General features: G+C 56.9%; 12 protein-coding genes and 2 pseudogenes. 6 read left to right on the top strand and 8 right to left on the bottom strand.

The annotated features are described in order from the left end of the window. Positions 1–49 precede the first annotated feature (49 nt). The 3 genes from BJG93_RS08245 to BJG93_RS08255 all read left to right on the top strand — a co-directional run bounded on the left by BJG93_RS08245 (position 50) and on the right by BJG93_RS08255 (position 2,951). Positions 50–595, top strand: coding sequence for a flavin reductase family protein (locus tag BJG93_RS08245; RefSeq protein WP_027197817.1), 546 nt, complete (start codon positions 50–52; stop codon positions 593–595). Between the two features lie 133 nt (positions 596–728). Then, positions 729–1,274 carry a tripartite tricarboxylate transporter substrate-binding protein gene (locus BJG93_RS08250; protein ID WP_162162793.1) on the top strand — a complete coding sequence of 182 codons (546 nt, stop codon included), beginning with the start codon at positions 729–731 and terminating at the stop codon, positions 1,272–1,274. Between the two features lie 978 nt (positions 1,275–2,252). After that, the gene (locus BJG93_RS08255; RefSeq protein WP_034479420.1) at positions 2,253–2,951 is read left to right on the top strand and encodes a GntR family transcriptional regulator; all 699 of its coding nucleotides are present in this window, start codon (positions 2,253–2,255) and stop codon (positions 2,949–2,951) included. Positions 2,952–3,709: 758 nt separating this feature from the next. On the opposite strand, the gene BJG93_RS08265 is transcribed toward BJG93_RS08255, so the two are convergent. The 4 genes from BJG93_RS08265 to BJG93_RS08280 all read right to left on the bottom strand — a co-directional run bounded on the left by BJG93_RS08265 (position 3,710) and on the right by BJG93_RS08280 (position 8,473). Continuing rightward, positions 3,710–3,907 (bottom strand): hypothetical protein, encoded by a 198-nt coding sequence (locus BJG93_RS08265; protein ID WP_027197820.1) that lies wholly within the window; start codon positions 3,905–3,907, stop codon positions 3,710–3,712. Between the two features lie 499 nt (positions 3,908–4,406). Continuing rightward, on the bottom strand, positions 4,407–5,972 hold the full coding sequence (locus tag BJG93_RS08270) for a methyl-accepting chemotaxis protein (protein ID WP_027197822.1): 1,566 nt from the start codon (positions 5,970–5,972) through the stop codon (positions 4,407–4,409). Positions 5,973–6,360: 388 nt separating this feature from the next. Next, positions 6,361–6,900: a MarR family winged helix-turn-helix transcriptional regulator gene (locus BJG93_RS08275; RefSeq protein WP_027197824.1), complete on the bottom strand. Its 540-nt coding sequence runs from the start codon at positions 6,898–6,900 to the stop codon at positions 6,361–6,363. A 454-nt stretch (positions 6,901–7,354) separates the two neighbouring features. Further along, positions 7,355–8,473 carry a porin gene (locus BJG93_RS08280; protein ID WP_231337449.1) on the bottom strand — a complete coding sequence of 373 codons (1,119 nt, stop codon included), beginning with the start codon at positions 8,471–8,473 and terminating at the stop codon, positions 7,355–7,357. A gap of 1,086 nt (positions 8,474–9,559) precedes the next feature. On the opposite strand from BJG93_RS08280, the pseudogene BJG93_RS36410 reads away from it, so the two are divergent. Continuing rightward, positions 9,560–9,782 (top strand): annotated as a pseudogene (locus tag BJG93_RS36410) (DDE-type integrase/transposase/recombinase); the annotation flags it as partial. A 710-nt stretch (positions 9,783–10,492) separates the two neighbouring features. Here the strand turns inward: BJG93_RS36410 and BJG93_RS08290 are convergent. After that, a pseudogene (locus tag BJG93_RS08290) lies at positions 10,493–10,653 on the bottom strand (ABC transporter substrate-binding protein); the annotation flags it as partial. Between the two features lie 156 nt (positions 10,654–10,809). On the opposite strand from BJG93_RS08290, the gene BJG93_RS08295 reads away from it, so the two are divergent. After that, positions 10,810–11,229, top strand: coding sequence for a hypothetical protein (locus BJG93_RS08295; protein ID WP_231337450.1), 420 nt, complete (start codon positions 10,810–10,812; stop codon positions 11,227–11,229). A gap of 196 nt (positions 11,230–11,425) precedes the next feature. Here the strand turns inward: BJG93_RS08295 and BJG93_RS08300 are convergent, their stop codons facing one another. Then, positions 11,426–11,677 carry a hypothetical protein gene (locus tag BJG93_RS08300; RefSeq protein ID WP_407675294.1) on the bottom strand — a complete coding sequence of 84 codons (252 nt, stop codon included), beginning with the start codon at positions 11,675–11,677 and terminating at the stop codon, positions 11,426–11,428. Between the two features lie 656 nt (positions 11,678–12,333). On the opposite strand from BJG93_RS08300, the gene BJG93_RS08305 reads away from it, so the two are divergent. Continuing rightward, entirely contained in the window at positions 12,334–12,906 is a 573-nt protein-coding gene (locus tag BJG93_RS08305; protein ID WP_231337451.1) for an IS110 family transposase, read from the top strand. A 105-nt stretch (positions 12,907–13,011) separates the two neighbouring features. On the opposite strand, the gene BJG93_RS08310 is transcribed toward BJG93_RS08305, so the two are convergent. Next, on the bottom strand, positions 13,012–13,203 hold the full coding sequence (locus BJG93_RS08310; protein ID WP_027197827.1) for a hypothetical protein: 192 nt from the start codon (positions 13,201–13,203) through the stop codon (positions 13,012–13,014). 275 nt (positions 13,204–13,478) lie between these two features. Next, positions 13,479–14,090: a GntR family transcriptional regulator gene (locus tag BJG93_RS08315; protein ID WP_082194642.1), complete on the bottom strand. Its 612-nt coding sequence runs from the start codon at positions 14,088–14,090 to the stop codon at positions 13,479–13,481. Between the last annotated feature and the right edge of the window lie 30 nt (positions 14,091–14,120).

A 14,120-nucleotide genomic window follows, 5' to 3' on the forward strand; every position in this document is an offset into this window, starting at 1 on the left:
AACGCCACCCCTCCATTTTCTCCGTCTGGTTTTTTGATTGGAGGGTGAAGTGAGCATAGAAGAATCCGAATTCAAACGCGCCATGCGCTGTTTGACCGGGCACGTATGTTTGATCACTACCGGTTCGGACACGGACGGACCGCTTGCCGGCATGACCGCAACCGCTGTGACGTCTGTTAGTGCCGCGCCTCCTATTCTGCTGGTCTGTATCAATCGTGCAAACTCGTCTCTGGCGCACGTGCAGGCCACTGGCAACTTCGTCGTCAACGTTCTGGCGCGCAGTGAGCAGGAATTGGCGCAGCAGTTCTCGCGACCCATTTCGCCGCAAGAAAAGTTTCAGGCGGGGACGTGGAATCGTATTAAGACGGGTGCTCCGGCTTTGGCCAATACTATGGTCAATTTCGATTGCAGCGTCGAACGCATCATTGAGATTGGTACCCACGCCGTGATTTTTGGGCATGTCGAAGGCACTGCCATTAATGGTGACGCAACGACGCCGCTGCTGTATTCACAAGGCTCTTACGGCGAATTTCAGGCGAATAGAGCCGTCGATTTCCATGATTTACTGTGGATCTCCAACTGGGGGGCCGACTAATCCAAGAATTTCAGACGGAGGTACGGCCCGCATTATTCCGCACGCAAGAAATGATGCTATTTTGTTAATCACAGAATGCATTATCGTTAGCCGCCTTTCAGGCATCCTTTAGAATACTTGGAGACAATTGATCTTGAAATCGAACCGGAAACTCTTCCTCTCGGCAGTCCTCTCAGCGGGCGCACTGATCTCGGGCGTCGCCCTCGCGAGTACGCCTGCCAAACCGGCACCTGCACCTATTGCGGCACCTGCGGCTAAGCCGGCAGCGGCAGCCCCGGTTGGTGCGCCCACGGGTGTTGTTCTGGTCGCTGAAATCGGCAAAGGCGTGTCCGGAACCGACATCAAGGACTACGCGGACCTGATTAGTCGCCTGAAAGACAATCCGGATTGCTACACCTTCGGTACGACGGCTGACGGTGCGCGCGACCTGACCGCGATGACCACATTGCAAAAGCGTAACGGTGTTCGCATGGTCAAGTTATCCTACAAGGATACCGCAGAGGAAATCGACGGTTTGATGAAAGCGAAGGTTCAGGTGATCCCGGTTCCGTACGATGTCGCAGCCCCGTACATCAAGAAAGGTCAGATGCGTCCCCTGGTGGTCTTTGGTTCGGCGCGTATCCCCGAGATCAAGGATGTTCCCACTGCGAGCGAAGTGATGCCCGGCTTCGTGTACTGATCTGAAACCACGGTGCAACATAGAAAACCCCTGTCGTTGCGCTGAACCCCGAGAGTTGGAGATAAATCCGACCCTTGGGGTTTTCCATGGCAAAGCAGAGTAAGACGCTTAAACCCAAGGTCGTAATGGGCTGGCTTTTGCGTGACCAGGTTGCAGTGAAAGCGTGCACTTGCGTCGTTTGGCATTCGGATCACGCATGCGCCACCGGTGCCGCGGAAGAATGTTTCGCACTCCGCCAGCAGGAGATTTCGACACACTTGAACATGTCGCGCAGTACCAGCCTAGCGATACATTTGTAGCCTACGCAGCACGGGATCGGTGGTGCAGGACGAACGGGGAAGTTTTTGTTTGGGGCCTCGACTGCTACATCTGGCACTGGCCGAAATGTCTCTGAACAGACGTACTCTCATCTATGCGACATAAAGTCCTTCACGCTTCTCCACATTGACAGTACCGCGTGCCGAGTTTGCGGCCGGTGGTAACCAGGTTTTTTGCGCAAGCCAATTCCGGCGTATAAATGACTGCGCGTCTGGCTCAGCCGGCGGACGCAGTTGAGCCAGCAAAGCTGCATTCGCGTGGACCTCGCCGCCGCATTTTCGTTTGTCGCCGTCGTGACCCGCACCTGGCGCTCTCGCGAAGGTCGACCGTCCACAAAGACCGCGCTCGATTTACCACTGCGCTCCTGCGCGACCCGGACGATCTAGCACAGGTCATTGTCTATCGCATCGAGACAGCCTCCTCAACCCGGCGCTGCGTCTGCTGTTCGACGACTCCCACGCTCGAAACTCATTGGGCAAGCAACAAGCGTCACGATGCACCAGCCCACAACCCAGCAGAAATACCATTCCTCATCCGATTGTCTCCGTTGGCCAGGCTCTGCGTTTTTCCTGGCCGGGATTTTTATAAGACATCCTAACGGTCGATCACCGAATCCCCTGACAACGTTGTCAGGCGAAGATTCTCAGATATAATACTAAAATGAATGCGATCCGGACACCAAGCCGAACTCCTATCACTACCGTCCCGGAAGTGGATGGCATTGACTTTCCAGCTCAGGTGGCGTCAGAGACGCGAAAACTAATCAATAGGGGAACGCTCGCGCCCGGCTTTCAACTACGACAGTCGGACCTCGCGGAACGTTTCGGCATCAGCCGTGTGCCGGTGCGTGAGGCATTGAAACTACTGGCGGCGGAAGGCATCATCGAACACGATCCGAATCGTGGATTTTTCGTCGCTCAGCTGTCGAGCGGTGAGGCCCGACAGTTGTATTGGATGCGCCAACTCCTCGAAGCAGAGTTGCTTATGACGGTTGAATGGCCCACATCCGCGCAGATCAGGGAATTCAAGGGCTTACTGTCCCGGCTTGAAAAATTGATTCAAGCCGGTAATCGTGAGGGGTGGATCGAATTACACCGCACACTTCACGATAAGATTTTCAACCTCTCGCCTAATAAAGTGATTAAACGGGAAGTCCTACGATTGTTGCGACTCACCGATCGTTATCGGGCGCTCGCTGCTGATATTTCAGCGCATCCGCAAAATCGTAACGCTGATATCGAAGCAAAACTCGTGAAGGCTTTGGAAAGCAAAGACCGGGAATTGCTGCTCTCAACTTATGAGAAAGGGCGAACGGTGGTTCTTGAAGGGTTGATGAGAGTGCTTGCGGCCCGGGAATAAACGAAAAAACGGCACCGTGAGTGATCTGCTGTCGGAATTCTGGACAAAAAATTGAGTGTTTATTGTTGCGGAGCAATTTTTCGGATATCCGAGCAGACGGCTTCAGCCGGTCACCCTTCAGGTGCGCGTCGAGCCCACCGTGCGGTGCGTTACGATCGGTGCTGGCGGCGTCGGCGCCAGTCTGACTTCCGACGAAGTTCGGTCCGGTCACCCATGAGTCCATCGTGATCTTGGCGCCTCGAAGGCTTACTGATGGTTGATGCCGCGCTTCGCCCCTCTCCGAGCGCCCGACGCTCACAGGCAAGGCGGCCGCTAGCGTGGCGCGTATTGAACTTGTCGGGAGCTGCCTGCGGCGGAAGTTTCATCGGACGCCGGAAGCTGAAAGGCGGAAATGCACGGGAATCATTTTGGTGGGGAGTAGATGGTCACCGCACTTCGCGAAACGGACACCGTTGATTTTCCGGCTCGCGTGGCCGCGGAGACGCGCAAGCTGATTAATCGAGGGGTGCTAGCACCGGGCCTCCAGCTGCGGCATTCAGTGGTTCTGGAAGGACTGATGCGGGTGCTGGCCGCTAGAGGCGCCTAAAAACGAAAGGAGGGCCGCAATCTGTGCCCCCCTACGCTAATTTGATTGGAACGTCGTGTACAGGAGGTGTTCGGCCCCACGGTACCTTGCCGCTGGACACGATGTTGGCATTCATGGCGTTGTTAGCACCATCGGTTCGGTGATACGCGCTCACCGCCCAGTCCCGCGATTTTCAGTAGTGCGGCAAGCGGATACCGAGTCCGCAGCCCTTCACGATTTGCGTGTTTTTCTTTTGCGCTGTTTGGTTTTGTTCCTTGAACAGCGCATCGAGCTTTTTCAGGTACGCCGCCTCCATCCGCAGATACGCGAGTTCCCTGAGTTGTTCTTCATGATCGCGTATCGGCAGCTTTCTCTTCAACAGGCAGGTCACGCCCGGTCTTGGGCATTTTTTGACGCCCTCGTCGGCGGGGCATCAGAGCATCTGCAGCGCCCTCATCATATAGTCGCACCCATTGCGAGACCCTGGCAGGATCGTGGATGTCCTACAGAGCCGTGACTTCGCGCAGGGAAAGCCCCTCACGCGACGTGAGCCTGAGCACCTTCGGCCCGCGAAGTGAACGTCGTATCGGCTGCGCCTAGGGCATAGCGTTGCGTCGCCGTACAAACGATAGGCATCAACCCAGCGACGCAACATCGAGTCGCCGATCCCGTGGCGGGCTGCCAATACTGGCCGCCCAACTCCCCCCGGAGCAAATGCGTGTTGCTTAACTTCAGTTTGAACCGCTTATCGTACTTCGCCATGAAAAACACCCCAAAAGTTTGCTTTTTCTCGCCTCTGTTGCAATAAGGCGTCCGCAGTACTGCAGTCTTCGTCGATATCAAGGAAAACATCCCTCACCGATGGCTTTTTTGTGCCTGGAGACGCTGATTTAGATGGCGCGTGCGATCATGAAGTTAGTAACCAGTGTCTGTAGGCGCTCTGCTTCTGCATGAACGCCACGGGCTGCAGCAGCGGCCTCTTCGACCAAGGCTGCGTTGTGCTGGGTCACTGTATCGATTTCGCCGATCGCCTTATTTATCTCCATGATGCCCCGGTGACCGTCATCGGATGCGTGGGTGATCTCCTCCATCAGAGTCGATACGTGGGCGAACTCACTCACCACCTCGTTGATTTTGGACCCGGCATCGTTCACCAGTCGAGATCCCTGGTCAACGCGGGTGACCGAATTGCTGACCAATTCCTTGATCTCTTTGGCCGCCGTTGCCGAGCGTTGAGCCAGCGTGCGGACTTCCTGGGCCACGACGGCGAAGCCACGGCCTTCGTTGCCGGCACGTGCGGCTTCGACCGCCGCGTTAAGGGCCAGGATATTGGTCTGAAAAGCGATGCCCTCGATAGTCGCAATGATGTCGGCGACTTTCCTCGATTGATCGGCAATGCCGCTCATGGTGGTCACAACGTGTTTCATGACCTCTCCACCTCTGTTTGCCAGATCGGACGTAGTCTGTGCGAGTTTGAGGCCTTGTTTGGCATTCGCCGCGTTGTTCTGCACCGTCGCCGTCAACTGCTGGATCGAAGCTACCGTCTGCTCGAGAGACGCCGCCTGTTCCTCGGTGCGCTGGCTCAGATTCTCGTTCCCCGCGGCGATTTCGGATGCGCCGGTCAATACCGCCTCACTGCCGGACCGGACTTGCTTTACGATGTCCACGAGACTCTCATTCATGCTGCGAAGCGCACGCATCAATTGGCCGAGTTCAGTGTCGGAATGTACCCTGACTTCTGACGTCAAATCCCCTGACGCAACTGCCTCAGCAATCTTTACGGCGTCATTCAACGGGAAGACGATCGACGTCGCAACCGTGTTGCAGACATATACCGTAGCAACCATAGCGATACATATTACGGTGCACGTCAGCATCAAGGCCACATCGTAATCATGAATGGCCTTTTCCGCAGCCTGATCTGCCTGCTTCTGAATGAAGTCCATATGGGCGGTGAGCGTCTCCTCCGTGGCTTTGAAAACAGCAAAGATCTTGGTGTTGGCGAGCACACGCTCGGTAGCAAGATCCGGATTATCAGACATTGCAAGCGTGTAGAGTTCTTTGTTGATCATCGCGTACGCAGCGATTGCTTTCTTATCGTTCTCGAAATACTGACGATCCTCGCCCGGGCGCGCGTGTTTCTCATAGCGCTCGACACTCTTTCTCAGCTGATTCAAGGCTTCGGCTCGAATCGCAGCATTGGTATCTTTGGCATTCCTGGTATCAGACAAGACAAGACCCAGCGTGGAACGACGATCTGTACTGAGCGCCAGACGAAGATCCGCAATCGTTTTGACTGACTCCATCCAATTCTGTTTGATGTCCAGTAGATGTGATTGAATCTCATGCGCCTGGAAGAGCGCAAATCCCGCGGCACTGCATAGCAGCAGGATAACGATCGCGAAGCTAACGAACAGCCGGTTGCGTATTTTGAGATTGCGAAGAAGCAGGAGCATGTTTTATTGCCTACATTGATTGTATTCTTTGTATTTCGGCATGAGCCGTATGAGTATGGATAGGTGACAACGTTAATTGTGTAATGTGGCCTGATGCGTTATCGCCGCGCCCCGGAAGATCGATAACCGCCCTGTACGCGTGCGCACTGGAAACTCTGAACTCGAGCAGGACCAGCGTGCCGCGCGTGCGGCATCCGGACAGTCGCGTCGACTGCGCGAAAGCCGTGCATGGCGCGCAGTGCTGGCGTTTGTTCAGACCGTTGCTCGCGGCCGCGACGATCACTGGACCCGCGCGCGAGAAGACGTCGTGGACAAAGGCCAACGCAAAGACCCGCTGGATTAGATCATCCGCTGGACACGTTTTAGGGCGGAGGAAGGAGATTGCCGTTCACGCCGGTGCGCCAACGACGCTGGAGGGTCTCGGACTGCCCGTCACGGCAAATCTCGAGACATCGATTGAGCCGTGGGCTGGTGAATTAGCAAGCAGGCGCTTAAGCAACGCAATAAAAATATCGGCTTCATCCTCAGTTAAGAGGCGAATCAATTTATTGTCAGCTGCGCCGAGAATGGCTGTAATGTTCGCAGCCATCGCAACTCCGCTTCCCGTAAGCTGAACACACCAGCAGCGACAGTCGTTTGGATGCCGAGACCTCATTACAACCCCAGCATCCATGAGACGCGGAATGATTCTGGATAGCGCCCCCATATCTAAATGCAGCCGGCGCGCGAGTTGAACCTGCGTCATGAATTGGTGCCCAGCGAGGCATGCGACGATCTTCGCCTGTGCAAACGAAATCCCAAGCGATGACTTCAAATGTTGATCAGCACACTCGGAGATCGCTTTGTCAATCTCAACGATACGGGTGAGCCAACTTAAAGCCAGGACTCCCGCCTCATAACTTAGGTGTAGCCCCTCCTCGCTCTTCATTTCTTGCTGCTTTTCCTGCAAAGGTGTTCGGAACCAGTGGTTGGGCGTGCTCTATACGTCCTAACACCACCTCGTACTATGGTTGATCATTCGCTCCTGCGCTGCTACTGCTTGCCCGGCGCACCGAATTGCTCTCATCCGCGGGTCGAACGTTTCTGAAGATATTCAACTTTATTATAGCATTCAACTTTGAATACTATCATTACTTCGGACGAGGGGAAATTGGGGCGCTTTCTGAGCTTGACGGGGCGGACTTTCCTACCCAAATCGCAGCGGAAAGGCAAAACTGATCAATCGAGGCTCACTGGCGCTGAGTTCGAATTGCGCCGCGCTGACCTTGGCGACCGCTTGGAACGGACGGATAGCAGTATTTGCGGCCCCCGATGCATAACCCAAGAAGACCACGACAGCGATGACGAAAACATGGTCATCGCTGCCGTTCCTCAATGAAGCATCAGAATCGATGCATCATGCCAAGCTGGAAAACAGTCTGGATATTGCCGCTTGCCACGATGTTCCCGATTTCTGCAGCGTATGCGCCGTTGGTGCGTTGATATACGCCGGCGGCATAGACCGCGGTGCGTCTCGACAGCGTGTACGTCAACTGCAACGCGGCCTGGTTGATCACCACGTTCTTCAGCAACGCGTTACCATTTTCGTAGGTATAAGCGCCGCCGAGGTTCCAGGCCGGTGAGAAGTCATATCCCACGCCACCAGCCAGGGCGTAAATCTTGGCCCCCGTATGGGTGTTGCGCGCGTCGCTATACATCCCGGAGACAGTGAAATGGCCGAACTTCGTCCTTGCTCCGGCGAGCAGGTTGGCGATGCCACTATGTCCATTGTTGACCGGCGCATAGTTCTGCTCAGTGTAAACAACAGCAGCACGCGTTTCACCATTCCGGAAGCTGATCGCCGCGCTTTTTCCGGCCCCGTTGTTGAAGTCGCCCGCTGTGCCGCCGAAGCTATACATGACGCCAGCCGACAGCCCGGCATATTTCTCCGATACAACCTTGATGGCATTCGCCATCCGCTTGCCGCCGACACGATCCCAGTTGATGGCCGCTAATCCAGAAAGTTGGCCGTTCGTCGTGATAGGCGCGAACGGGCCGCCCGAGACGGCGCCAGCAATCTGCGCCGGCCCTGAAACGCCGAGCAGGTCGGCACCGAAGCTACCGGTCCGGAAGTTGAGCATACCGCCAGCGATGCCCGTTGCCGGATCGATACCACCAATCAGGTAGTAGTCGAAGGCGAAGTCGTTCTGGCGCCCGAGGCGGAAGCTGCCAATCCCTGCTTGACCGAGTCCGACCCACGACGAGTTCTCGAACATCGCGCCGCGCGACTGCGGATCAAGTCCCCCTGTGCTCAGGCTGATCATCGAGTCGAGGCTGAAGTTTGCGCGCAGGCCCCCTCCCATGTCCTCGCTCCCGCGGAAGAAAAACTTGGTGGGAAAGATGGCGGAATCCTGCATTTGATACAAACGGGCCCCACCTGAATCTCGATAGGTGGCGACACCTTCGTCAAGAAATCCCCCAAGCATGACGCTACTTTGCGCATGGGCGGCCGTAACGCTCATGCAAACTGATGCGCATGCAAGCGGCACCGCGGCCCACCGGTGTTTCCTCCACGTCCCCTGGCGATTCATACATTCTCCTGATTGTTATATGTGGTCTCTGAAACCGACTTCTATTGAATTAGAAACGCGAGTAGGTCAATTTGTTACGCTGGTCCGTTGCCCTCCTGGAGATGTGCAGCATCCAATGCGGCGTCGGGACCCGGCGGGACGCCCGAAGAAATTCTTGAATGACGAGCGCCTGGGGCGGTGCCAGTTGCCCGTAGGCACCGACCAAATAGAGAAAGGGGCCGGCGTCGGCCCGGTTGTCGACCACCCCTAGTAGCCATGAGCTTGCCCACACAATCTTCCGACTCCTCACGGCCATCAATCTTCTAATCGTTCACTCCGTGCGGGCCCGCGGATCAGCCTTCAGCACCATGTTCGACTTCGGATTCGCATGATCTCGATAACGCTTTTCTAACGCATCCTGATACCACCTGATGCGCACCACATAATGCCGATCGCAACCGCCTCCCCGACGGAAACGTAAGCAGCAACCGACGTCTTGATTGCCAATCCGGCGGTCGATACCGCGCTAATCGCACCGACATGGGAGAGAGTCACCATCCATCCCACATCGGATCCCCGGAACGGGTTGGATAGATATGGGTCGACAGAGGATATTCGCCAAGCTGTATGCCTGCGATCGAAATGCCTTTCACTATCATCCTCGCGATCAAAGCCACGTTTTCGGCTGTCGTAGTTGCCCCGCCACCATGACCCGATGACAGAAGAGAAAGCGCGCTCGCAGCCGTGACCCCGCGGACCGCGAAGAGCCGCGTGTCACGAAGATGCGTGGCGGAAAGCAGGGTGCGCATGCCAACGTGTTCCACTGGGAGCGCGCACCTAAAAGCAGGCACAATAGAATTCGTTGCCGTCAGTCAAAATAGTATTTAGAGACGCCTACAATGTCAATGAACCATATTCTGGTGAAAACCCTTGGCTTCCCCAACTGGCGCAATTTGCCAGTCAATGGTGCCGGTTCGCGACTATTGAGTTGCGCGTTATAACCTTTCGCACCTATCACGACCTTGTGCTGTGATGCCGCGTGAGGTCGCAGCAGCTAAGGCCTTTTTCACCAAGGCAATCAAGCATCACGGCGACCACGGGAGACGGCCACGCCATATGGGTGTGCAGCGTCGCACCGGGCTGGGCGTGAGATGAAGTCCTATGGACTGCTTCCAAGGATGCGAAGGTGCGCTCCTCGAAGTACCTCAACAACCTGATCGAACAAGACCACCGTCACATCAAGTCCAGGACAAATGTGATGCGCAGTCGGCGATACCGTCGAAGCGTGCATCGGACAGCACCGGATCGTACTGCGCGCCGTTTCATGTACCGGAGAAGCATTCATTCGCAAACGCGGGCGATGCGCGACGCGCATCCATGGTGTACGCCGAACAGCTTATTGACCGCGGCGCGCTCGGCCCGTTGACGCCGCTCGAGCAATGACCCTAAGCGATCCTCCTTACACGATCAAAGTCGGAGAACCGCGCCCGGGCATGGTTACGAATCGTCGGTAACTGCATGCCATCACCCAACGGCCTCCTACATCGAGCCCGTTTCGAACCGATTGAGCAGTACCAACGCACAACACGCCCGCTTAAGTTAAACTTAGTTACCGCGTAAATGATCTGGAAAGTCTGCGGAGCTTCAATCGCTACGTGGTCTACCAATGCCATAGCTGCGCATTCTTTTGCGTTCGGAACGTAATCCTTATTTAGAACCTTTTGACAAGCAACACGTAGCTTCGCGCATGTAGGCGATGCGGTCGGAAAGTGCCCGATTCATCTTCGACACTGATTGCCCGTGGTAAGAGGCGGCACACCAAAAAGGAAAGTAACCATCTCGAATGGCAACGTGACGGCGACGGCCGACGGCAGCCCACCGTCAGCCGTGACCGTCTACGGTCACCCGAGCGGCAGTGGCGTCACGCAACGGTCGTCCGGCGGACCGCGCTTCTACACCCTTCCCTGCCATTTACTCGAGCGGCGCGACAGAGGCACCTGCAATACGGTGGCGTTCAAGCACTGGCGCGACGAAACCGTTTCGTTTCATGTCCTCAACGAACTCATGCAACACCTTCACAGCCATTTCGCCCCGACTCCTGGCGATCCCATCGCCTGCCGGATGACCATGAAGGGCACTGTCAGGTTGGTGGGGAGGCAGCGGTAGAATGAAGTGATGAAAAAACGAAATCGCCTTATCACGGCCACCGCTTCCCTGCGGTCATCATCAGTTGCGCGGCTCGCTGGTATTTCCGGTTCAGCCTGAGCTTGCGCGACATCGAGGAGTTGATGCTCGAGCGTGGTGTCGTGGTCACGTGCGAAACGATCCGTTGCTGGTGCGACAAGTTCGGCGCTCGATTCGCCCAGTGCGCGAAGACGGCGCGGCGCAAGCCGGGCAGCACCTGGCATCTGGACGAGCTGTTCGTGACGCTGCGCGACGAGCCGTATCTGCTGTGGCGTGCAGTGGACGAGCATTTGCGCCGATCTCGATGCGCTGGTGACGAACACGCGGCAGTGCTGAAGTCGGTCGGCGAGGTGAAGGCCGCGGTCGCGGAAGGACGGGCCGGCGCGGAACTGGCGCGCGAGCTCGGCCTGCATCTGTTCGAGTCGTTTCCCGGTCACGCGGACTACCTGGACTCGGCGCTAGCGGCATGGATGACGAAGCGGACGTTGGGCGGCAAGCCGGTCGTGTTCAGAAGTTCGAACTGAACTGTCGTCCCCGCTCTTGAGCCCGTCTGCGCACGGACGCGCGAAGCCGGAAAAGCACTACTTCGCGGCCGATGTATTACGGTCCGCGACGACTGGCCCTGCCTCGATTATGCGTACAGCAGGAATTTTGATAATTTCCTGCTTGTACGCAGGGTTGTATGCCTCGAACACGAATTACTGACAGGCCCGATTTAGGCTACGCAAACAGACGCTCCAAAGCCATCTCTGGCAACGCCGGAGCAGGAGGAAAGACCTTCCAGCATCCGTCGTCGTGCCGAAAGAAGAACAGCGCGAGTCTTTCGCTGCCGTATACGGTCTCGACGCACACGAAACGCCCTTTGCCCGAGCGCGGACGGCCCACTGCCGTCACCCTTGCGCTCTCTGGAGGTTGCAACCCGAGCCACTTTTCAACTACGAAACGTAAAGATTGCTCTCCGGTCTTCATCACTTTATCCTCTCTGTCCCGCGAAAAGGCGCCTGTCGATGCACTGTGCCGATGTTGGGTGCCCGTGCGAACCCCGAGTAGAAAAGATGAGCTCCGAAGTAGAGCCGCAACCACGTGACGACGTACTCCCAGGGTGATGCGTTGGCGCAATTCATTCAAGTTTCCTAATCTAAATGCTCGTGATCGATTTGCACGACCATCCGGCCACAGCATTTGCATTTACCCCGACAGCCCGCTAGGCCAGCGCGCGGTGCGACGCAAACTGCACCATCCGTTGGCTGTAAAAACTGCAACATATTATTTAATTCGGCATTCACAATGTTATGCGCCTTGGCCACGAGACACAAGGGTTGCGATTGACGGGTATACCCGGGATGTTCGAGAACGTGCTTCAACTCATACGGCGTCTGAACGACCGGAGGCCGGATGTTCAACGTCACGCTTTGGGTGAGGGTTTCCCGCCCCGCTTTCACGTCCGAGCGCGCTTAGAGATCGCGCTTCGAGCGAAGCGATCAGATGCTTTTCCCGCCACCAGTCGCAATCATGATTCGGGGTGTTGTCACCGGGTCTGGTGGGTGGCTGGTGATCGCTAATAGGGGTTCGGTCAGGATATCTTGGGGCCGTCCGTAACGTGGATGCCGAGACCTGCAAAGGTTTCGATGCAAGAAAACCAACAACATGACTCAGTCGACGTATTCGTCGGCGTCGATGTCGGCAAAGGCCGCTATCACACCGTCGCTCTGGATCGGACCGGAAAACACCTGTACAACAAAGCGCTGCCCAACGATGAGGCCATACTGCGTGCCCTGATCACCGAGCTCAAGACGCACGAGCAACTGCTGTTCGTCGTCGACCAGCCCGCGACGATTGGCGCGTTGCCCGTGGCAGTCGCCCGCGATGAAGGCGTCCCGGTCGCCTATCTGCCGGGTCTGGCCATGCGCCGCATCGCCGCTCTGCATGCCGGTGAGGCCAAGACCGACGCCCGCGATGCCGCCATCATTGCGGAAGCCGCCCGCTCGATGCCGCATACGCTGCGCTCGCTTCGAGTGGCTGATTTCTGGACGAGAGCATCGCGGCTTATCGGGATGCGAATGGCTCTCGCCCAATCCAGATGCAGGACTCTGCGATCTTTCCGACGAAGTTCTTCTTTCGCGGGACGAGGACCTCGACGGTGGGCTCAGCGCCAATTTCAGCCTGGACTCCCTGATCAGTCTGAGCACCGGCAACATTGACCCGCACTCGCGCGGGGCGCTGTTCGAGAACTCCGCTTCGGTCGGGATGCGCCAGACAGGGCTGGGCTTTTTCCGCATGGGGCAACAGAATGATTTTGCCTTCGACTACTTCTGATCGACGGCATTGATCCCGCAACGGTAGCAGCAGGAGGCATGCTGAACTTTCGCACCGGAAGCGTCGGCAGCCGAACTGCTCTGTGTCGCGGGTCCCGCGCAGATCGGCGCGGCGGCCGGCGTCACGAGGAGGCTTTGCGCGATACCGATCTGCCTGGCACCGAGTTCGGTCCAGCAGAACATCCAGTTTCCGATTGCTCTTCTCTAGCTGATGCCGTCATCGCCTGCTCCTGATCGAGTTGAACGAAGAGCATTGTGCGATCGCCTCTACGCGAGATCTATAACGCCCATGGCTTACCGCTTACCTACGAACGGCGCTTACCCTGCCAAAATTGGCACTGCGGCGGCGGGCAAGATCCAGTCGGTCCCCGCTGCCGGGATGCAGTTGCGGTTCTAGAAGCAGCGAAACGGGCGCGCCGCGGACCAGCCTGATCCCGGCGGCCCCTTAATGAACATTCCTAAACGCCGCGCGCAGCCAAAACCGCCATCAAGCCTTGGAGCACGATGGCGCGGCCCTTGTCGTAGGTGCTCAGGAGCAGTTTGCGATCTTTCGCCGACAATGCCTTGAGAAGCTGTTCCTCGATTCGCGCGTCGAGGTGCGTACCTTGGCGCGTGATGTCCGCCGCCAACGAGCGATACCGATCGGTCAGGCGCATCAGCCGCAAAGCTTCACGCTTTAGGATCTTGTTTTCTGACAGGTCGAAGATCGCGTCGTGAAACGCCCGGTGGCGCTCAATCCAGGCGTCGCGCGAGCCGCTTGCCAGTAACTGGTTGAGCTCGGCCACCATTGCCTTGAGGCTCTTCAACTGGGGCGGGCTGGGCCAGACAATGGTGGCGAGCAACTCGGATTCAAGCAGATGGCGCATCCGATAGAGTTGACGTGCCTCGTCACTGGACAAGGGCGCCACGAAAAACCCACGATTCGGGTCGTGTTCGATGATGCCCTCAGCTGCCAGAAGCTTGAGCGCTTCGCGGACTGGCACGCGACTAATGCCAAAACGTTCGGCCAGATCGGACTGGCGAAGTTGCAAGCCGGGCGCGAGTGTTCCGCGATTGATCAGTCTGCGCATCTCCGACGCGATCTGGGACGGGAAGTCGAC

The organism is Paraburkholderia sprentiae WSM5005 (assembly GCF_001865575.2).
Classification (GTDB): domain Bacteria; phylum Pseudomonadota; class Gammaproteobacteria; order Burkholderiales; family Burkholderiaceae; genus Paraburkholderia; species Paraburkholderia sprentiae.

What these genes read in the sequence shown, in the direction of transcription:
- BJG93_RS08255 (WP_034479420.1), top strand. Translation starts at nt 2,253, where the DNA reads ATGAATGCGATCCGGACACCAAGCCGAACTCCTATCACTACCGTCCCG.
- BJG93_RS08270 (WP_027197822.1), bottom strand. Translation starts at nt 5,972, where the DNA reads ATGCTCCTGCTTCTTCGCAATCTCAAAATACGCAACCGGCTGTTCGTT.
- BJG93_RS08275 (WP_027197824.1), bottom strand. Translation starts at nt 6,900, where the DNA reads ATGAAGAGCGAGGAGGGGCTACACCTAAGTTATGAGGCGGGAGTCCTG.
- BJG93_RS08280 (WP_231337449.1), bottom strand. Translation starts at nt 8,473, where the DNA reads ATGAGCGTTACGGCCGCCCATGCGCAAAGTAGCGTCATGCTTGGGGGA.
- BJG93_RS08295 (WP_231337450.1), top strand. Translation starts at nt 10,810, where the DNA reads ATGCTCGAGCGTGGTGTCGTGGTCACGTGCGAAACGATCCGTTGCTGG.
- BJG93_RS08305 (WP_231337451.1), top strand. Translation starts at nt 12,334, where the DNA reads ATGCAAGAAAACCAACAACATGACTCAGTCGACGTATTCGTCGGCGTC.
- BJG93_RS08310 (WP_027197827.1), bottom strand. Translation starts at nt 13,203, where the DNA reads ATGTTCTGCTGGACCGAACTCGGTGCCAGGCAGATCGGTATCGCGCAA.
- BJG93_RS08315 (WP_082194642.1), bottom strand. Translation starts at nt 14,090, where the DNA reads ATGCGCAGACTGATCAATCGCGGAACACTCGCGCCCGGCTTGCAACTT.